This window comes from Geothrix fermentans DSM 14018, assembly GCF_000428885.1.
In the GTDB taxonomy this organism is placed as follows: Bacteria; Acidobacteriota; Holophagae; order Holophagales; family Holophagaceae; genus Geothrix; species Geothrix fermentans.
The window spans coordinates 97,057-115,576 of record NZ_AUAU01000005.1 but is presented as its reverse complement, the minus strand read 5'-3'; the positions used below and the strand labels follow the sequence as shown (position 1 = coordinate 115,576).

Below are 18,520 nucleotides of genomic sequence, written 5' to 3'. Positions count from 1 at the left end.
CGTCGGGGCCCAGGTCCCGGTTCCCGCGCCAGGAGTTGCCGTGCACGACCACCTGAACGTCCCCTCCTCCGAAGACCAGGAGCAGATCCGCGTCGAGGATCCCCACGACCTGCTGGACTGGGCCATCTACTTCAGCGTCTCCCGCGAGAAGCTCCGGGATGCGGTGAGCGCCGTGGGCCCCGGGGTCGAGGACGTGAAGCGCTACCTCGGGAAATGACGCCGGCCCGGGTACAGTCGAAGGGTGGGAGGCCTCGACTGGCATGGCGCTTTCAGGGTGGGCGACGGACTACGTGAGGCTGGTGCTGGCGGTGGGCCGCCATGACGCCGATTTCGTGGATGCCTACTACGGGCCCCTGGAGTGGAAGGCCGAGGCGGAGGCCGGGGATCCGCGGCCCCTTCCCGCCCTGAGGGCGGAGGCCGGGCGCATTCTGGATGGCGTGGCCGCGGCCGGCGTTCCGCCGGGCGAGGCGCCCCGGCGCGACTACCTCCTGGGGCAGCTGGGGGCCGTGGCGGCGCACCTGGCCCGCCTGGACGGCCAGCGCTTCCGCTTCGACGACGAGGCCGAGGCCCTGTACCAGGTCCGGCCGCCCCACACGCCGGAGGCCACCTTCGAGGCCGCCCTGGCGCGGCTGGACGGGCTCCTGGAGGGCCGCGGGCCGGTCCAGGACCGCTACCAGGCGGCCCGGGAGCGGGTGCTCCTTCCGCCGGACCGGGTGGACGCGGTCTTCCAGGCCGCCATCGCCGAGGCCCGCGAGCGCACGCGCCGCCACGCCACGCTGCCGGCCTCGGACCACTTCCGCGTGGAGTATGTGCGGGACAAGGCCTGGTCCGCCTACAACTGGTACCAGGGGGGCGGCACCTCGGTGATCCAGGTGAACCTGGACCTGCCCATCGCCATGGACCGGGCCCTGGACCTGGCCGCCCACGAGGGCTACCCCGGCCACCACGTCTACAACGCCCTGCTGGAGCAGCGCTTCGCCCAGGGGCCGCCCGGGGGCCGGGGCTGGGTGGAGTTCTCCATCTATCCGCTCTTCTCGCCCCAGTCCCTCATCGCGGAAGGCACCGCCAACTTCGGCATCGAGGTGGCCTTCCCCGGTGGGGAACGGCTGGCCTTCGAGCGCGACGTGCTCTTCCCCTTGGCGGGCCTCGACCCCCTGGAAGCGGAGCGCTGGGCCCGGGTGCAGGCGGAGATGAAGCTCCTGGCCTTCGCCGACAACGAAGCCGCCCGGGGCTACCTCGACGGCCGCCTCAGCCGCGAGGAGGCCGAGGCCTTCCTGGTCCGCTACTCCCTGCGGACGCCGGAGCAGGCGGCCCAGCGCCTGCGCTTCATCGACGCCTACCGCAGCTACGTCATCAACTACAACCTGGGCGAGCACCTGGTGCGGGGCTGGGTGGAGCGCCAGGGCGGCACCGAGGCCGATCCCGCCCGCCGCTGGGCCGCATTCGTGGACCTCATCTCCAGCCCGCGCCTGCCCAAGGCGCTGGGCCTGTAGGCCGGCGGAGCCCGGGCCCGCATGGGCATCCACGCCTCGCTCCTCGCCGAAGTCCGCGCCTGCACCCGCTGCGCGGACCTGCCGCTGGGACCGAACCCCATCCTGCAGTTCCACCCCGAGGCCCGGATCCTGATCGCGGGCCAGGCGCCGGGGAGGCGGGTACACCAGTCGGGCGTGCCCTTCGACGATGCCAGCGGCCGCCGCCTGCGCGAGTGGCTCGGGATGCATCCGGAAGTATTCTACGATCCCCGGAAGGTGGCGATCCTCCCCATGGGATTCTGCTACCCCGGCACCGGAAAGTCCGGGGACCTGCCGCCCCGGCCCGAATGCGCCGCCGCCTGGCGGGCGCGGCTCCTGGAGGGACTGCCGCGCCTGGAGACCACGCTGGTCCTTGGGCAGTACGCGCAGCGGTACCACTTCGGCGCGGCCGCGGGCTCCCTGACGGACCTGGTGAGGGCCTGGCGGGATCCCTGGCCCCGGCTCGTCCCCCTCCCGCACCCGAGCCCCCGGAACACCCTCTGGCTGCGGCGCCATCCCTGGTTCGAGGCCGAGGTCCTGCCGGCCCTGCGGGCCATGCTGGCCGAGGTCCTGGCCCGGTAGAGGGCCACCGGAGGCCGGACGGACGCTCCCGGGCCCCCTACAATGGAACCCGCTCCTGGAGCCCCCTTGCGTCTGATCATCGCCGAGAAGCCGAGCATGGGCCGCGCCCTGGCGGAGGCCCTGGGCCTGCCCGGGCGGGGCCGGAGCCTCATCGAGGGGAACGGCCTCGTGGTGACCTGGTGCGTGGGGCACCTGGTGGAGGCCCTGAACCCCGAGGGCTACGATCCGGCCTGGAAGCCCTGGCGCTGGGACCGGCTGCCCATCTTCCCCGAGGCCTTCCGCTACGCACCCATCCCGCAGACGAAAGAGCAGTTCGACGTGGTGGCCCGGCTGCTGAACCGCGAGGACATCACCGAGGTGGTGAACGCCACGGACGCCGGGCGCGAGGGCGAGCTGATCTTCGACCTGGTGTACCGCCTGGCGGGCTGCACCAAGCCCGTGCAGCGCTTCTGGACCTCCAGCCTCACGCCCGAGGCCGTGCGCGAGGCCTACGGCGCCATGAAGCCCGGCGAGGCCTACGCGGGACTGCGCGATGCCGCCCGCAGCCGCCAGGAGGCGGACTGGCTGGTGGGCATCAACGCCACCCGGGCCCAGACCCTGCGCATGCGCCGGGCCGGGCCCGAGGAGGGCGTGTGGAGCGTGGGCCGCGTGCAGACGCCCACCCTGGCCCTGCTGGTGCGCCGGGAGCTGGAGATCCGGAACTTCAGGCCCCAGCCCTTCTGGACGCTCCGGGCCCGCTTCGCCCACCCGGAGGGCACATACGAGGGCCGCTGGTTCAAGGAGGTGGACGGCCAGACGGTCGAGCGCTTCACCACCGAGGAGGAAGCCCGCGCCCTCGCCGCGCGGCTGGCGGGGAAGCCCGGGAAGATCCGCAGCGCCACGGGGCGCACCGAGAAGAAGAAGCCCGAACTGCTCTACGACCTCACCACCCTGCAGAAGGAGGCCAACAAGCGCTTCGGCTTCACCGCCGAGGGCACCCTGGCCCTGGCCCAGAGCCTCTACGAGCAGCAGCTCATCTCGTACCCCCGCACCAGCAGCCGCCACCTGACGGAGGCCGACGCCGCCAAGGCCCCCCACTGGATCAAGGCCCTGGCCCAGGGCCAGCTCGCGGAGCTGCAGCCCTTCCTGGACGACCTCCGCAAGCGCTGGCCCGTGAAGCTGGACAAGCGCTTCGTCAACGACAAGGAGGTGGAGGACCACGCCGCCCTGGTGCCCACGGAGAAGCCGGCGCGGGGGCTCGCCGGCGACGAGCTGCGCATCTACGAGCTCATCGCCCGGCGCTTCCTGGCCGCCTACTTCCCCGACCGCGTGGAGGCCAAGACCACGATCATCACCGAGGTGGACGGCGAGACCTTCAAGACCACCGGCACCGTGGTGAAGGAGGAGGGCTGGTCCGCCGTGGATCCGCCCCACCGGAAGAAGAAGGCGGAGAAGGCCGCCGATCCGGCCGAGGCGGAGGAGGAGGGCGACGAGGAGGCCGAGGGCGGCCTGCCGGCCGTGAAGAAGGGCGAGGCCGTGGAGGTGGCCTCCCTCCATCCCAAGGAGGGGAAGACCACGCCCCCCAAGCGCATGAGCGAGGGCGACCTGCTGGCGGCCATGCAGGGCGCGGGCCGGGAGCTGGACGACGAGGCCCTGCGGGGCGCCATGCGCGACTGCGGTCTGGGCACGCCGGCCACCCGCGCCAACATGATCGAGACCCTCATCAAGCGCGCCTACATCGAGCGCAAGCGCAACGTCCTGCTGCCCACGGACAAGGGCATCCGGCTCATCGAGGGGCTGCCGAGCGAGGCCCTCCGCAGCGCCGAGCTGACGGGCAGCTGGGAGGCCCGCCTGGAGCGCATGCGCCGCGGCGAGGAATCCCGCGGAGCCTTCATGGCAGACATCCGGGGTTTCGTGTCGTCCATCGTCACCGAGCTCCAGGACGCCCCGGCGCCCCAGATCCACGGCGGCCCCTGCCCCCAGTGCGGCCAGCCCATGCGCATCCTCCCCAGCACCCGCCGCGGCGAGTTCGTGAACCGTTGCATGGCGTGCCGGCATGTGGAGGCGGGCAAGCCGGCCCCTGCGCAAGCGGGAGCTTCCCGCTGACCGGCGCCTTCCCAGGTGCTGGACTGGGGATTTCGGAAACATGTGGAAATCCCAGGAAGTAGACTGGTTGGATCCGGCATATCCGGCTCGACTGCCGCAAGGAGAACGGATGGCTCAGGTACGGACGGTCATCACGGGCACGGGCAGCTGCATCCCCCAGCGGAATGTCCCGAATGACGCTTTTCTGGATCGGTCTTTTTTCGAAGGCGAGGGGCGGCCCTATCCGGCCGGCGAGACGGCGCGGATGGTGGCGAAGTTCCGCGAGATCACCGAGATCGCCGAGCGGCGCTACGTCTCGGAGGACCGGGTCGCCTCGGACCTGGCCCTCGAGGCCGCGGAGAAGGCCCTGGCCTCGGCCGCCATCGATCCCGAGACTCTGGACTACCTCATCGTGGCCCACAACTTCGGCGATGTGACGGCGGGCAGCCGGCAGTCCGACCTGGTCCCGACCCTGGCCGCCCGGGTCAAGGCGAGGCTGCGCATCGCCAACCCCTTCTGCGTCGCCTACGACCTGCCCTTCGGCTGCCCCGGCTGGCTCCAGGCCGTGATCCAGGCGGACTACTTCCTGCGCTCGGGGGACGCGAAGCGGGCCCTGGTGATCGGCGCCGAGACCCTCTCCCGCGTGTCCGATCCCTGCGACCGGGACAGCCTGATCTATGCGGACGGCGCCGGGGCGGTGGTGCTGGAAGCCCAGTCCCACGACGAGCCCGTGGGCATCCTCTCGCACGCCACCCGGTCCGACGCCCTCGATCACGCCGGACTGCTGCGGATGGGCCGCTCCTTCGACCTCGAAGGCGGCGACCGGCAGCTCTACATCAAGATGGAGGGCCGGAAGCTCTACGAGTACGCCATCGCCACCGTGCCGGGCCTGGTGCGCCTGAGCCTCGAGCGGGCGGGCCTCTCCCTGGAGCATGTGGACAAGGTTCTGATCCACCAGGCCAATGGCAAGATGGACGAAGCCATCCTCAAGCGGCTCTTCCGGCTCTATGGCTTCCAGGAGATGCCCAAGGGGATCATGCCCATGACCGTCTCCTGGCTGGGCAACAGCTCCGTGGCCACCGTACCCACCCTCCTCGACCTGATCGTGCGGGGCCAGCTGGAGGGTCACACCCTGGCCAGCGGCAACCTCGTCGTGTTCGCCTCCGTGGGCGCGGGCATGAGCATCAATTCCGCGATCTACCGCTGGCCCTGAGGTTGGCGCGGGGGAAGCCGCCCCCAGGCCGGCTCCTCCACCAGGGACCTCAGCGGGGTGGCGCCTCGGCCTCAGGGAACGGCGTCCAGGTATCCCTCGATCAGGGATTCGATGGGCCAGTTCTCGGAGTTCGCGCGGGTGTGGGCCAGAAACCGCGCCGCCTCCGGAGGTGCGGCCGCCCTGAGGTCCTTGAGGGTGGGGTACAGCTCGGCCAGGGTCCGCAGAACGGTACCTTCGTCTTCCCTACCTGACATGGCATGGCTCCCCATGCACCGCAGTCCCGGTGCAAGGGAAGCCTGCACCCGGTGCTTCATCCTGTCCACGGATGGTTCCTGAGCGCCGCTGGAGCGCGCTCCCTCTTTTCCATATGACAGGCATGGCTCCCCGTTCTCGCCCGCCAGCCACCCATCGCGGGACTCCCCCTTGTGCTACACCTGCACCAACGGCCCCCAGGAGACTTCAAATCCCGTCAGCCTTGTAAAGATTTGGCCACCTCGCGGCGGCCCAACCGGCAGGGCTGACGGGATTTGAGCCCGTGTGATCGCCGTAATGTGAACAACCAGGGTGTAATCAATGCTCGAGACTGGACTGCGACAATGCGGCGGCGATGTCAGGACGATCAATCTGGCCGGCCCTTTGTCTCATGTTCCGATTCCGAGGATGGGGCAGAGCCCAGTAAACCGTAGGCTCGTCTGCCTCAACCCCATATCAAGCGCCTCCCTCGCCCCGAGGATGGTGGCCCCTGTGCGGGCGCGGGTGAGGGCGGTGTAGAGGATCTCGCGGGTCAGCAGGGGGCTATCCGCGGGCGGGAGAACCAGGACCACCCGGTCGAACTCGGAGCCCTGGGCCTTGTGGACCGTCAGCGCCCAGGCCAGCTCGAGCTGGGGCTGGAGGGGGCGGTAGGGCAGGAGCCGGAATCCGGTCGAGGTGCGGAAGGCCACGGCCTGATGGACGCCATCCTCCTGGCGGGCCTTGACCACGATGCCCTGGTCGCCGTTGAAGAGCCCCCGCCGGTAGTCGTTGAGGGTGACCATCACGGGCTCGCCGGCGTAGACGGTCAGGTCGCGATCCAGCGCTCCCGCAGCCTCCCGCCCGGCCAGGTGGTGGAGCCTCTGATTCAGGCCGGCCACGCTCCGCAGGCCGGGGGTTTCGCGCAGGGGGCAGAGGATCTTGGCGTGTTCGTGGGCCCGGAAGAGGGCTTCCAGGGCCGCTTCATCGCCGGCAGCCCAGGTGTTCCCGTCGTGCTGGTAGATCCGCTCGGCGGCCTCCCGGAAGCCCTGGTGCTGGAGGATCTCCTGGTCGAGGTAGTGCTGGAGGAAGGTCCTCAGAGACGGATCATCCACCTCAGCGTGCTCGGCGCCGTGGCCCTGGAGGTCGGTGAGGGCTCCGCGCGTGGCGAGCGCGCCTGGCGCATCCAGGGCGGCGGCGTCGCCCGCACGAAGGGCCTGGGCCGCCAGCAGCACGGAGCGGCCCGCCGGGTTGGCGGCATCCATCCGGTAGCTGTGGGTCAGCCGGAGGGTGGCGTCGGGCAGGGCCTCCACCAGATCGCGGAAGACCGCGCCGGCCTCGACGGAAGGCAGCTGCTCCGCATCCCCTAGGAGCACCAGCCGGGCCGCGGGATCCAGGGCGCCCGTCAGGCCGTCCATCAGCTCCAGACCCACCATGGAGCTCTCATCGACGATCACCAGGCGCTGGGGCAGGGGATTGTTCCGGTGGTGCCGGAAGGTCTGCCGGAAGGGCAGGAAGGCTAGCAGGCGGTGCAGGGTCTGGGGCTCGGGCAGGTTCTCCAGGAGCTGCCGATCCCCGGCGCTGGGCGACGCGATCCTGGCCAGGGTGCCGCGGATGCTCTCGCCCATGCGCTGCGCGGCCTTGCCCGTGGGCGCGGCCAGGGCGATCTCGGCCGGGGCGAAGCCCAGGCGCAGCGCGGCCCGGAGGATGGCCACCACGATGGAGGTCTTGCCGGTGCCCGGCCCGCCGGTGAGCAGCGTGAAGGGCGCGTGGACGGCCCGGCGCACGGCCTGGCGCTGCTCCTCGGAGAGCAGGACCGGCGCATCGAGCAGATCCCCCAAGTCCGCGTGTTCGGTCTCCCCCATGGGATGGTCGGCCGCTCGCGACCGGACGGCCGCGGCCAGGCGCAGCTCCGCGGTGTGAAGCCGGGCGGAGGCGAGCCAGGCTCCGGTCCGCACGAAGGGGCGGGGGGGCGCGCCGGGAGCACCGAAGGCCACCGAGAGGGCCGGGCGGCCCAGGAGGTCCGCCAGGGGCACCTCGGACCCGGTGAAGAGGGTCAACCTCGCCTCAGCCTCCTCGCTGCCAGCGCCGGTGAGGGGCAGGCGGGTGTGACCGTCCTGGGCAGAGAGCAGCACCAGCAGGGCCACGAGGGTGAGGGCTTCCTTGTCCTGCCCGTCCAGGCCCGGCGGGATGCCCGCGAAGGTCTCGGCCAGGGTCAGGAGCTCCGAGCCCTGGCCCAGCCGGACGAGGGTCTCCCGCCAGGCCCTCGGATCGCCCAGGGGGCGGACGGTATTCCCCGTGCGCTCAGCCATGCATCCCCCGCTCCATGCGGCTCAGGGCCAGTTCCTCGATGCGCAGGTCGCCGAGCTCCCGCCGCCAGGCCTGGACCTCGGCCCAGGAAGGCCGGTGCGTCCAGAGCCCCCCGGTCGGCAGGCCCCGGAGGAACACATACACCGCGCCGCCGAAGCGCTCCCGGAACGCGGCCTCGTGGTCGATCCCCGCGAAGGCGAGGGCCGCCAGGGTGTAGATGCGCACCTGCAGGTCGTAGTGGGCGGCCATGGTGCGCTCGAGCGCCTCCGGGCCGTAGTCGCCGCCCTCGAGGCTGTTGGTCTTCCAATCGAGGATGTAGATCCGGTCTTCCCACTCGAACAGGAGGTCCAGCGAGCCTTCCAGGCCATCTGGGTGGTCCGGGAAGGGCATCTGGAAGGCCACCTCCGGCAGGCGCTGCTCCACATCGTCCAGCCGCATGGCGGGCCCCTCGGGCAGCGGAATCTCGGTGGTCAGGGCGGCCCAGGCCAGGTGGAGGGCCTCTCCGGCCAGCGCGGGGTTCAGGCCCTGGTCCTTCAGGCACTCCATCGCCAGGGGCAGGAGCGCGTCCCGCCAGGCTTCGGGCCCCAGACGGCTCGTCCGCCCCACCGGGATCCGCTCGAGCAGCTCGTGGAGGGCGGTGCCCGTGGCCGTGCCGCCGGGAAGGCCCCCGGCCGGTCTCGCCTGCCGGGGCACCGGCACCTCGTCCGCCCGCGCCTCCTCCTCGCGACTGGCGGCGCGCGGCGTTTCCCCGAAGGCTCGGGACAGGGAGGTGAAGGAGTGGAGCTGCAGGGGGCGGCCCTGCCGGGCGAGGCCCGGGAAATCGGGTGTGGGCGGGGCGGAAGGGAGCTGGAGCCGGGTCGGCAAGGTGGGCATCGGCCCTTCGGCCTGGGCCCGGACCGGGGCGGGCAGCGGCATCGTCCAGGCGCCCCAGGTGTCAGGTGCGGTTTCCCTCAGGGCCCTGACGCGCCGGTTGAGGAGACCCTGGCGGCCCTTGGGATGACCATCGGCGTCGAAGGATCCCTGCTTGCTCGGGGGCTCGGGACCCAGCGTGAACACGGGCATCACCAGGTGCGCCTTGGGCCGGGTGATGGCCACGTAGAGCAGCCGCTCATCCTCCCGGGCGGCATCGGCATCGGCCCATCCCTTCACCTCATCCGGCATGGCGGATCTCGCCCCGAGGAAGGCGCAGCGCGTGTCTGAGCCGTCGTGGAAGCGGTGGACGCGTCCGTTCTTCAGGAACGGGTTTTCGCTGTACCCGCCGAACAGGGTCACCACCGGCGCTTCCAGGCCCTTGGCCTTGTGGATGGTCAGGAGCCGCACCGCCTGGGCCTGTCCTTCGGCGCGCTGGATGCCGGGTTCCGCGTCGAGGGTGGGGAGGTCCTCCTCGCGGATCCAGCGCCCCAGCCGCAGGAGCAGATCCTCGGGATCGAGGTGGGAGGCGTTGGCCTCCGTCAGCAGTTGCTCGGCGAGGTGGCGCAGGTTGGTGAGGGACCGGTCGCCCCGCTCCGTGATCAGGAGGCGCGGAACGATGCCGCTGTCCTCGAGGATGGCGTTGAAGAGCCGGGGGTAGCGCCGCTGGTGGGCCAGCTCCCGCCAGCGCTCCAGCCGCGCCAGGACGGGATGGCCCGTGGGCAGGTCCAGGCAGGCCTCGGCCTCGGCGATGCCGAACCCGAAGAACCGCGTGAGCAGCGCCCGGCCGCGGGCGTCGGGATCGTCGGGCTGCACGATGGCGCCGAGGAGATCCTTCAGCTCGAAGGCCTCCCGGGTCTGGAAGAGCCCGTCCGCCTTGAAGAACGCGGAAGGCAGGCCGGCCTCCCGCAGGGCCTGGGCCATGAGCCGGGATTCGCTGCCCGTGTGGGTCAGCACCATCAGATCCCCGGGATGGAGGGGCCGGGCGGGCTCCGAGGTGCCGGGATGGAAGGTGACGCCGCGGTCGAGGAGGTCCCGGAACACCGCGGCGATGCCCGCGGCGACCTGCGCCCGGAGGCGGCCTACGGAACCCGTGACCGGGACCTCCAGCAGCCGCAGCGGCGATAGCTCCCCCTCCGACCCCTCGAGCCGGGGATTGCGTCCCGCATTGACCGGCTCGGGGTATTCGTTGGGCGCGGTGAAGAACGCGCCCTCCGGCGCCAGGACGGCGTTCACGGCGCAGACCAGCGATTCCGAGGAGCGGAAGTTCTGCTGGAGGGCCAGGCGCTTCCCGCCGGCACCCAGGAGCTCCGCCTTCGCCCGGAGGTAGGTGGGCAGGTCGCCGCCGCGGAAGTCGTAGATGGCCTGCTTGGGATCGCCCACCAGGATGAGGCGGTGGTCCGGGCCGTGGAACACCCGGCGGAAGATCTCCCACTGGCGGCTGTCCGTGTCCTGGAACTCGTCGATGAGGGCCGCCTTGTAGCGTGCCTGGAGGCGGTCCACCAGGTCGGGGTTCCGCACGCCCCCGGCCACCTGGTCGATCATGTCGTTGAAGTCGAAGAGCCCCTCGGCGGCCTTCCGGGCTTCCATGGCCGCCCGGAGGGGCGGCAGCAGGCGATGGACGATCAGGCCCTCCACGGTGGGAAGGGCCGCTTTCAGCGCCTGCAGCCCGTCCCGGATGCGGGTGGCGGGGCCGGTTGGAATCGGATCTTCCCAAACCGCCTTGGCCCAGACTCCGACCGACGCACCTTTGAAAAGGTCCAGGCCGATGAGTTGATCCCAACCACTCAAGGTCTCTTGAGCCTGGAGGGAGGCCAGGAGTCGGCCCAGGATGGCGAACCGCCCCAGCGCGGTGTTGGCGGAGCCTTTGCCGTACGCGGTCTGAAGGGCCTCCGCCTCGATCAGATCCGCCACCGGGAAGGCCCCGACCGCCGCTCGGGCCTGCGCCACCTGGCTCTCATCGGGGAACAATACCGCCCGCGTGTTCCAGGCGTCCCTGAGAAGCTTCTCCAGATCCTCCGGGGAACCGGTCCGCTCCAGGGCCTCCATCAGAAATGCCTGGTCGGCCTCCGTGGCGCAGAAAGCGGTGCGCAGATGGTCCTTGAAGACCTCCGCGAAGAGCTCCCCTTCGGCCACCCGGGTCTGCCGGAACAGCCGGCCCGTCTCGAAGGCCGCGTCCTGGAGCACCTTCTGGCAGAAGGCGTGGATGGTGGAGATGACGGTGCGGTCGAAGGCCTGGAGGGCTATGTCCAGCTTGATCCGGGCGCCGTCATCGAGCTCCCAGTGGGCGCGGCCGGGTAGGAAGCGATCCTCCCCGAGGTCCCGCAGCTCCTGGAGCTTCTCGCGGATGCGGCGGCGCAACTCCAGGGCCGCAGCTTCCGTGAAGGTGACGATGACGATCTGCTCGAGGGGCAGGCCCGCGGTCAGCACCAGGTCCACGACCAGGTGCTCCAGCGTAAAGGTCTTCCCGGTCCCGGCGCTGGCCTCCAGCACCCAGTGTTTCGGCTCCAGCTCCGGGAAGGCGGCGGGCTTGGGATAGCGGACCAGGCTCATTCGACGACCTCCGTGCGGCCCGTCTGGGCCTGTGGGAGGAAGTCGCCCAGCCGCCGCGCGGCGGTGTTTGCTGGATCGGGATCGAGGTCGACGCGTTCGGCCCGGCGGAGGGGGCCGGTCTTGAAGGCCGCGAAGCTCCGCTCGTCCTCCGCCTGGTCGAGAATCCATTGCTGGAGGTCTGCCGTGCTCCACACCGGCTCTTCCAGCAGGGCCTCGATGGGGAGCAGGCGGGGTTCCCGGGTTTCCAGCAGCTCGGTGATCCAGGCCGTGAGCCGAGCCTTCGCCGTCACCGGATCCAGAGACGAGAAAGCCACTGCACTCCGATAGGCCCCGGACTTCTTTCCATCGGCGGACCGCCCGGCCACGCCGAGGGCGCTGTGGGCGACCTCCGTGTCCGAGGCTGCGGCCAGCAGGTGCTGATCCAGGTAGGCCCGGAGCAGCTTGCCCTTGAAGGCATCCGTCAGACCGCCCTTCGGTTTGGCCCCGGCCTCCTTCAGGGGGAAGAGGCTGGCATCCCCGACCTGGGGCTGCAGGGAGCCCACGAGCCGGACCTTCAGGGTCTCGCCATGCACTAGGACGGCGAGCTCCAAAGGCGGCCGGACCTCGTCGGCCTCCTCCTCCACGCTCATGGCGGGGCCGAAGCGCACGAGCCGGATCCGCTCGCCCCGGAGGGCCTTGGCCTGCTGCTTCAGCAGTTCCAGGTCCTCCTGGATCTCGGCCTGCCCGAAGATCCCCGGCGCGGCCTGCCCGGCCCGCTGGAGGGCATGCCGAGCCTCGCGGTAGGCCTGCTCCGGATCCTGGCCCTGGCGGGCGACCCGCAGGAGGGCGTCCTTTCGCAGCAGCGCCCGGTGCAGGGCCGAGGTGCCGAGGGCCTCCTCCTCCAGGTCCGCCAGGTCCTCCTCCTCGTCCCGGAGCTGCAATCGGACCCTCGCGGTGCCCTGGACGGGGCACTCCAGCCAGGCCCTCAGGTGGGCCAGGCGCAGGGTCAGGATCTCGGGCAACTGTCGACGACCGGAGGGCGTAGGACAGGGGTCCACCAGGAGGTCGAGTTCCTTCCGGAGGGGCTCCGGCAGTGACAGCGACGACCAGGGCTGGTCCTCCATATCCGGGATGGTGGCGGCCTGCGTCGTCCCGGCCGCCTTGGCCCGGGCCTCGCGGTGCGCCGCGGGGGCCAGCGACCGGAGGTCGGAGGATTCGGCCAGGGGGAAGTAGGCCTCGTCGAACCGATCGCGCGGGTGGCGCTCCTGCAGGTCCGCCAGTGTCAGGGGCGCGACGGACTGGACCAGGTCCTGGATCAGGCTGGAGGGAAGCCGCGCCTCCTTGCTCACGGGATCCTCGGTGGGGTAGGTCAGGCGCAGGTGCTCCCGGGCGCCCAGCAGCATTTCCAGGAAGAGGTACCGGTCCCGCTCGGCGGCTCCCACATCTCCGGGCTTGCGCTTGGCGTTGCGCAGATCCAGGGGCTGGCGCTCCTCCGGGGACGGGAACTGGCCCTCCCCCAGCCCCATGAGGAGCACGGCGCGGAAGGGCAGGGCCCGCATGGGCGCATAGCTGCCGACCACCACGCCCTGGTGGGGGCGGCCGCCGGCCTCGCCCCGGATGCCCGCGAGGGCCTGGTTGGCCAGCTCCCGGGCCTGCCGGTAGTTCAGGGTCGGCGCCTCCATGCCCGAGGGCACCAGCGACGACAGTCGGAGCAGGGCCTGGGCCAGCTTGGCGCGGCCACCGGCATCGGCAGCGTCCTCGCCGCCGAGGTAGGCCAGCAGGTAGTCCGAGAGCCGCTCGCCCCAGGCCGCGGGCGTTCCGTGGAAGGCCCGCAGGGCGCGCAGCCGCCGGATGAGCGAGGCGGCCTGGTCCAGGAAGGCGGCCGTGGAGGCCGCGTCCCCGGCGTGGGCCGAGGGGCGCTCGAAGCCGCGGTCCGCCCAGGTGAGGTCCGGGGGCAGAAAGGCGGAGAGGGCGAGGCGCTCGAGCCCCTGCTCCCAGTGGAGGAAGCCCGGTTCGACCAGGACCTCGCCCGCCAGGTCCTCCGGCCCCAGGCCCCGGACGATGCCGGCGGCCTCGGCCCACCGGGCCCAGGCCTCGGAGTCCAGGTCGGGGAAGTGCGCCGCCACCGCCGGATGGGTCAGCGCCCGCAGCAGGTCCCGCCGGCTTCCGCGCCCCAGGGGCAGCTCCAGGAGCCACTCCGCGCCGTCCAGCAGGGAGGCGAGGGCCGGGGAGGGGGCGTCCACGACCACCATGGGGATGTGTCCCGTGGCGTCAAAGGCCGTGCGCAGGTGGTCGAGGTAGGCGGTGCGCAGGCTCCCGCTCGGAGGCACCACCACCGCGATGTCCGAGAAGCGCAGGGGGTTTTCAGGAGGGGCCGCATCCATCAGCCGCCAGACCTCGGAGGCCACGACCTCCGCCTCCCGGGCCGGGCTGGGGCAGGCCAGGATGCGCAGGGACGGGTCCGCCGCACCGGGCTCGCAGGCCGTGCGCTGCTGGAGCGCGTCCTGCACGCGGCGCAGCAGGGTGGTGCGGTCCGGCTCCGGGAAGGCGCTCTGGAAGTCGCAGTCCGAGATCTCATTGAGCAGCCGGATGTTCTCCCGCCCGGGGCGCCCCCAGCGCCGCAGGAGCAGAGGATCCTCGTCCGACTCCAGCGCGTAGGGATCGTCCTCCTCCTGGGCTTCGGGCCGGCCCGCCAGCCGCTGGCTCCGGCGGCGCTGCTCGGCTTCGGTGGGGAGATCGTCCCAGAACTCCTGGCAGGGGTTCAGGGCGTACAGGTGGACCTCCACCCGCTTGGCGGCGGCCTCGAAGGCCCGGTGGTAGACCTCAGCCGCATAGCTCAACCCGAAGACGTGGATCCGGGGCGGCAGGGGGATCCGGTCGAAGCGCCCTTCCCGCAGGAGGCCGGCGAGGGTGGTCCACCGCTCGGGGCTCGCCTTGGTCCCGGCGAGCATCCGGTTCCACAGGCCCCGCTGCCAGGCCTCCAGCTCTGCCGGCGCCCCGGAGACAGACCGCCCCGCAGCCCAGGCCGCGGCCCATTCCGGGCGGGTGAGGCTGTAGTCCTCCAGGAGGCCGGCCGCCTTCTCGGCCAGCTGCATGAGCTTCAGGTCGGCGCCTTCGCCCTCCAGGTAGCGCTTCAGGGGCAGCAGGTCCGGGGCCTCCAGGGCCCCGGGCTGGGACAGCACGGACAGGATCGCACCCTGAAGCGCGTGGCGGTTCCACAGCCGCACGGGCGGATCCATCTGCCCCAGGGGCCCCCGCCACAGGCCATCCAGGTAGTTCACCTTGAAGTTGGCCAGGATGCCCAGCGACTTCCCCAGGCCGTCCAGCAGGTAGCGCTTCACATTCGGATTGGGCACCACCAGCTGGATGGGCTCCCACATCCCGTAGGCCTGCCGCTCCTGGCGCAAGGCCTCCGCCAGCGTCTCGAGGAGGCGCTCGGTGCGGTTGGCATAGGTCAGACGCAGCATGGTCGGGAAGGATCCAGGGTAGCGGAAGCGGGCGCGGGGGAGATGCGGGCCGCCCGACCTTTTATCCCCCCTTTTATCCCCCGATCCGATGGACAGCCACTGTCCGATGGAGGGCCTCCGCCGGGATCGGGGAAGGGTTACAGTGGGGGAGGCGCGGGACGACCGCCCGTCCAGGAGGCAAGGTGGCAGGCTTGAGCGGGGATCCGACCCTCCAGGACCAGCGGGCGCAGATTGCCGCGCTCGACCGGCAGATCCTGGAGGCGCTCAACCGGCGGATCCGCCTGGTCCAGCAGCTCAAGGCCCACAAGGAGGCCCGGGGCCTCGGCTTCCACGACCCCGCCCAGGAGGACCGGCTCCTCGCCGCCCTGGGCGAGGCCAACCCCGGTCCGCTGTCGGAGGAGGGGCTACGCGAGATCTTCGGGCTCATCCTGGCCTGGTCCAAGCGCGAGGCGGCCAAGCGCTAAGGCCTGGGGAGGCCGGGCGGCACCTGGCTGGCCGCCTGCCGGGCCGCCGATTCCCCCGCCAGCCAGCCCGTGGAGAAGGCGATCTGGAGGTTGTAGCCGCCGGTGTTCGCGTCGAGATCCACCACCTCGCCGGCGAAGTAGAGGTTCCCGACCTTCCGGGAGGCCATGGTGCGGGGATCGATGTCCTTGAGGGAGACGCCGCCGGCGGTGACGATGGCCTCCTCCCAGCCCCCGTGGCCCGTCACCTCGAACCTCAGCGCCTTGAGCAGGGCCAGCAGCGCCTTCCGCTTCGCGCCCTGGAGCTGCGCCGCGGGGCTGCCCGGGCGGAGGCCGAGGGCCTCGCAGAACACCTCGACGAGCGGGGCCGGAAGCAGCGACCGCAGCAGGGGGCCGCAGGGGCCGCCCCCGTGGGCCTCCAGATCGCGGAGCAGCCGCGCCTCCAGCTTCGCGGGGTCCAGGGCGGGCTTCAGGTCGAGGGTCAGCGCCACCTCCAGGCCCGCGGCCAGGGCCTCGACCACGGCCCGGCTGAGCCGCAGGACGGCGGCGCCCGCCAGACCCCTGGCCGTGAACTCCACCTCCCCGAACTCGCCGGCCCGCTTCCTCCCGTCGATCCAGAGGGTGAGCTGGACGTTCCGGAGGGTCAGCCCCTGGGCCTTCTCGAGGACGGGGCGCGTCTCCAGCCGCACCAGGGAGGGCCGGAGGGGTTCGACCCGGTGCCCGGTGGCCTCGGCGAACCGGTAGCCGTCGCCCGTGGAGCCCGTGGCGGGATAGGACCGTCCGCCCGTGGCGAGGATGCCGCACCGGGCCCGGATCCGCTGGGGTGGGGCCTGATGCTGGGCCTGGTGCGGGGCCGGGGCCTTCCGGGCGACCTCCACGCCCGCGAAGGCGCCGTCCTGGACGATCAGGCCCTCGACCCGTGCGTGGTGGAGGATCTCGACGCCCTGCGCCCGGGCCCAGGCCACCAGGGCGTCCGCCACGTCCCAGGCCAGGTCGCTGGCGGGGAACACCCGGTCGCCGCGCTCGACCTTGGTGGCGACGCCCTGCGCGGCCAGCAGCTCGATCAGGTCGCGGTTGAAGAAGCCCTGGAAGGCCTGACGCAGGAAGCGCGGCTCCGGGCGGATCTCCTTGAGGCAGTCCTCAAGGGCCCGCATGTTGGTGATGTTGGCCCGGCCCTTCCCGGTGATGCGCAGCTTGCGCGCCGACTTCTCCATCTTCTCCAGCAGCAGGACCCGGGCGCCCAGCATGGCGGCCCGTCCCGCGGCCAGCAGCCCGGCCGGCCCCGCGCCGATGACCAGCACGTCCCAGGCGGCCTCGTCGGGCGTCACCCCCGCTCCCGGCGCTCGTGGAGCACCAGCTCCATGCGGCAGTTCCGGCAGTCGAAGCGGCACTCCAGCCGGGTGGGCCCGTTCTCCAGGAACAGCGGGCCCTGGGGCTCCGGGAGGCGGGCCCAGGGCTCGGGGTTCGCATGCACGTGGCACCAGCCCAGCTCGAACTTCACGCAATGCCGCGTGGTCATGACCACCCGGCCCTGGAGGCTGTCCTGCAGCTCCGCCGCGGGCTCCAGGACCCGGGCGCCCGCCCGCTCGTAGAAGGCCCGGGCCGCCCGGTTGGCCACGTTCCAGGTGAAGTCCAGGTCCGTCGCGGGAAGGGGCGCGAGCTGCGGGGAGGCCGGCCGGCGCGCCTCCCGCTCCCGCGGGGCGCGGCGCAGGGCCTCCAGGGCCGCGGCGGCCTCCCGGCGCAGGCCGTTGAGCACGCTGGCGGGCACGAAGCGCGGCTCGGCCGCCTCCAGCCCGGCCAGCTCGAAGGGGGTGTTCCCCAGGCGGGCCAGGGCGTCATGCAGGCTCCGCAGGGTGGCCTCCGGATCCCGGGGCGCCGCGAAGTCGCCCGGGACCTGGGCCGAGGCCGTGAAGCCGGCCGGATCCTCCAGGCGCAGGTGCGCGACCCCCCCCGGGAAGGCCAGGTAGGCCCTCACGGGGATCCGGCGCTCCACCTTGGCGCTCCGCAGGGCCTTGAGCCAGTGGAGGTCCAGGTTCCGGTGGAGCCGGGTGCCGACGCGGATGCGGGAGGGATCCTGCACGAAGACCTGGCGCGCCTCCACCGCGTTGACCACCGTGCCCGCCACTTCGGCGCCATCAATGAACGCGAGGCCATCCCCGGGATGCAGCTCCACCAGGGGATCCAGCACCAGGCGGTCCCCCTGGAGCGAGCGCACCTGGCCCACGAGCTCGCCGAGGTGCTTCGCCGCGTCCGGCGTGCCCATGCGCTGGCGCTTCCCCTCGAGGCGGTAGGTGGAATGCCCGCGCTGGAAGGTCTTGGCGGGATCGGGCGTGAAGGCGTGGTCCACCGCCCCGAGGGAGGCGCGCCCCAGCGAGGGCCGCCGCTGGAGGAGCGCGTCGAGCTTGCGCCGCAGGTGGCTCACCACGTTCTTCACGTAGTCCGCGTCCTTGAGCCGCCCTTCGATCTTGAAGCTCCGGATGCCGGCGTCCGCGAGGGCCTCCAGGTGGTCGGAGAGGTCCAGATCCCGGATGCTCAGGAGGTGCTTCTCCCGCACCACCACCCGGCCCGGGGCATCCACCAGGTTCCAGGGGGCGCGGCAGGGCTGGGCGCACTCGCCGCGGTTGCCGCTGCGGTCGCAGATGGCGCCGCTCAGGTAGCAGCGCCCGCTCTCGCCCACGCAGAGGGCCCCGTAGACGAAGGCCTCCAGCTCGAGGTCGGCGGCGCCGTGGATGGCGCGGATCTCGCCCAGGCCCAGCTCCCGGGCGAGGATGGCCCGGCTGAAGCCCGCGCGGGCGAGGAAGGCCACCTTCTCCGGGCCGTCGCAGGCGGCCTGGGTGCTGGCGTGCAGGGGCAGGGGCGGGAGATCCAGCTCCAGGTAGGCCATGTCCTGGACGATGAGGGCGTCCACGCCGGCCTCGTACAGATCCCACGCCTGGCGCCGTGCCGCCTCGAGCTCGCCGTCGTAGAGGATGGTGTTGAGGGTCGCATAGACCTTCGCGCCCCAGAGGCGGGCCTCGCCGCAGAGCCGCTCGAAGGCTGCCCGGTCGTTCCCCGCCGCCTGCCGGGCGCCGAACTTCGCCCCGCCCATGTACACCGCGTCCGCCCCGCAGCGCAGCGCGAGGAGGCCCTGGTCCGCGTTCTTCGCGGGGGCGAGGAGTTCGAGACCCATGGCTCCAGGGTACCAGCGGGGGAGAGGCCATGATCTGTGATCCCGGTCCAGTCCTTCAACCGCAGGAGCGACCT

Annotated in this window: 12 protein-coding genes; 6 read left to right on the top strand and 6 right to left on the bottom strand. The window is 72.0% G+C overall.

Translation table 11 applies throughout. The annotated features are described in order from the left end of the window. The first annotated feature begins 40 nt into the window (after positions 1–40). From G398_RS20075 to G398_RS0100525, 5 genes are all read left to right on the top strand, one after another. Entirely contained in the window at positions 41–217 is a 177-nt protein-coding gene (locus G398_RS20075; protein ID WP_084511782.1) for a DUF3606 domain-containing protein, read from the top strand. Between the two features lie 43 nt (positions 218–260). Next, positions 261–1,493, top strand: a complete 1,233-nt coding sequence (locus G398_RS15150) for a hypothetical protein (protein WP_043482841.1) — start codon at positions 261–263, stop codon at positions 1,491–1,493. Positions 1,494–1,514: 21 nt separating this feature from the next. After that, a complete protein-coding gene (locus tag G398_RS0100535) occupies positions 1,515–2,093 on the top strand; it encodes a uracil-DNA glycosylase family protein (RefSeq protein ID WP_026852131.1) in 579 nt (192 codons plus the stop codon). A gap of 66 nt (positions 2,094–2,159) precedes the next feature. Further along, the gene (locus G398_RS15145) at positions 2,160–4,178 is read left to right on the top strand and encodes a DNA topoisomerase 3 (protein ID WP_052571003.1); all 2,019 of its coding nucleotides are present in this window, start codon (positions 2,160–2,162) and stop codon (positions 4,176–4,178) included. Positions 4,179–4,287: 109 nt separating this feature from the next. Beyond that, complete coding sequence (locus G398_RS0100525; RefSeq protein WP_026852130.1) at positions 4,288–5,370, top strand: 3-oxoacyl-ACP synthase III family protein; 1,083 nt, start codon at positions 4,288–4,290, stop codon at positions 5,368–5,370. A gap of 71 nt (positions 5,371–5,441) precedes the next feature. Here the strand turns inward: G398_RS0100525 and G398_RS0100520 are convergent, their stop codons facing one another. From G398_RS0100520 to G398_RS0100505, 4 genes are all read right to left on the bottom strand, one after another. After that, entirely contained in the window at positions 5,442–5,624 is a 183-nt protein-coding gene (locus tag G398_RS0100520; RefSeq protein ID WP_026852129.1) for a hypothetical protein, read from the bottom strand. Between the two features lie 387 nt (positions 5,625–6,011). Then, positions 6,012–7,910 (bottom strand): exodeoxyribonuclease V subunit alpha, encoded by a 1,899-nt coding sequence (gene recD / locus G398_RS0100515; RefSeq protein ID WP_026852128.1) that lies wholly within the window; start codon positions 7,908–7,910, stop codon positions 6,012–6,014. Next, positions 7,903–11,370, bottom strand: coding sequence for a UvrD-helicase domain-containing protein (locus G398_RS0100510; protein ID WP_026852127.1), 3,468 nt, complete (start codon positions 11,368–11,370; stop codon positions 7,903–7,905). The genes recD and G398_RS0100510 overlap by 8 nt, the downstream gene beginning before the upstream one ends. Next, complete coding sequence (locus G398_RS0100505) at positions 11,367–14,816, bottom strand: exodeoxyribonuclease V subunit gamma (protein WP_026852126.1); 3,450 nt, start codon at positions 14,814–14,816, stop codon at positions 11,367–11,369. The genes G398_RS0100510 and G398_RS0100505 overlap by 4 nt, the downstream gene beginning before the upstream one ends. Positions 14,817–15,007: 191 nt before the next feature. On the opposite strand from G398_RS0100505, the gene G398_RS20935 reads away from it, so the two are divergent. After that, complete coding sequence (locus G398_RS20935; protein WP_043482837.1) at positions 15,008–15,280, top strand: chorismate mutase; 273 nt, start codon at positions 15,008–15,010, stop codon at positions 15,278–15,280. Here G398_RS20935 and G398_RS0100495 read toward each other — a convergent pair. Then, positions 15,277–16,605: a BaiN/RdsA family NAD(P)/FAD-dependent oxidoreductase gene (locus G398_RS0100495; protein WP_026852125.1), complete on the bottom strand. Its 1,329-nt coding sequence runs from the start codon at positions 16,603–16,605 to the stop codon at positions 15,277–15,279. The two genes, G398_RS20935 and G398_RS0100495, sit on opposite strands and share 4 nt — an antisense overlap. Further along, positions 16,602–18,446 carry a peptidase U32 family protein gene (locus G398_RS15135; protein WP_043482835.1) on the bottom strand — a complete coding sequence of 615 codons (1,845 nt, stop codon included), beginning with the start codon at positions 18,444–18,446 and terminating at the stop codon, positions 16,602–16,604. Before G398_RS15135 ends, G398_RS0100495 begins: the two co-directional genes overlap by 4 nt. Positions 18,447–18,520 lie beyond the last annotated feature (74 nt).

Excerpts from the sequence above, each read along its gene's own strand:
- G398_RS15150 (WP_043482841.1), top strand. The coding sequence starts at position 261 with ATGGCGCTTTCAGGGTGGGCGACGGACTACGTGAGGCTGGTGCTGGCG.
- G398_RS0100535 (WP_026852131.1), top strand. The coding sequence starts at position 1,515 with ATGGGCATCCACGCCTCGCTCCTCGCCGAAGTCCGCGCCTGCACCCGC.
- G398_RS0100525 (WP_026852130.1), top strand. The coding sequence starts at position 4,288 with ATGGCTCAGGTACGGACGGTCATCACGGGCACGGGCAGCTGCATCCCC.
- G398_RS0100520 (WP_026852129.1), bottom strand. The coding sequence starts at position 5,624 with ATGTCAGGTAGGGAAGACGAAGGTACCGTTCTGCGGACCCTGGCCGAG.
- recD (WP_026852128.1), bottom strand. The coding sequence starts at position 7,910 with ATGGCTGAGCGCACGGGGAATACCGTCCGCCCCCTGGGCGATCCGAGG.
- G398_RS0100510 (WP_026852127.1), bottom strand. The coding sequence starts at position 11,370 with ATGAGCCTGGTCCGCTATCCCAAGCCCGCCGCCTTCCCGGAGCTGGAG.
- G398_RS0100505 (WP_026852126.1), bottom strand. The coding sequence starts at position 14,816 with ATGCTGCGTCTGACCTATGCCAACCGCACCGAGCGCCTCCTCGAGACG.
- G398_RS15135 (WP_043482835.1), bottom strand. The coding sequence starts at position 18,446 with ATGGGTCTCGAACTCCTCGCCCCCGCGAAGAACGCGGACCAGGGCCTC.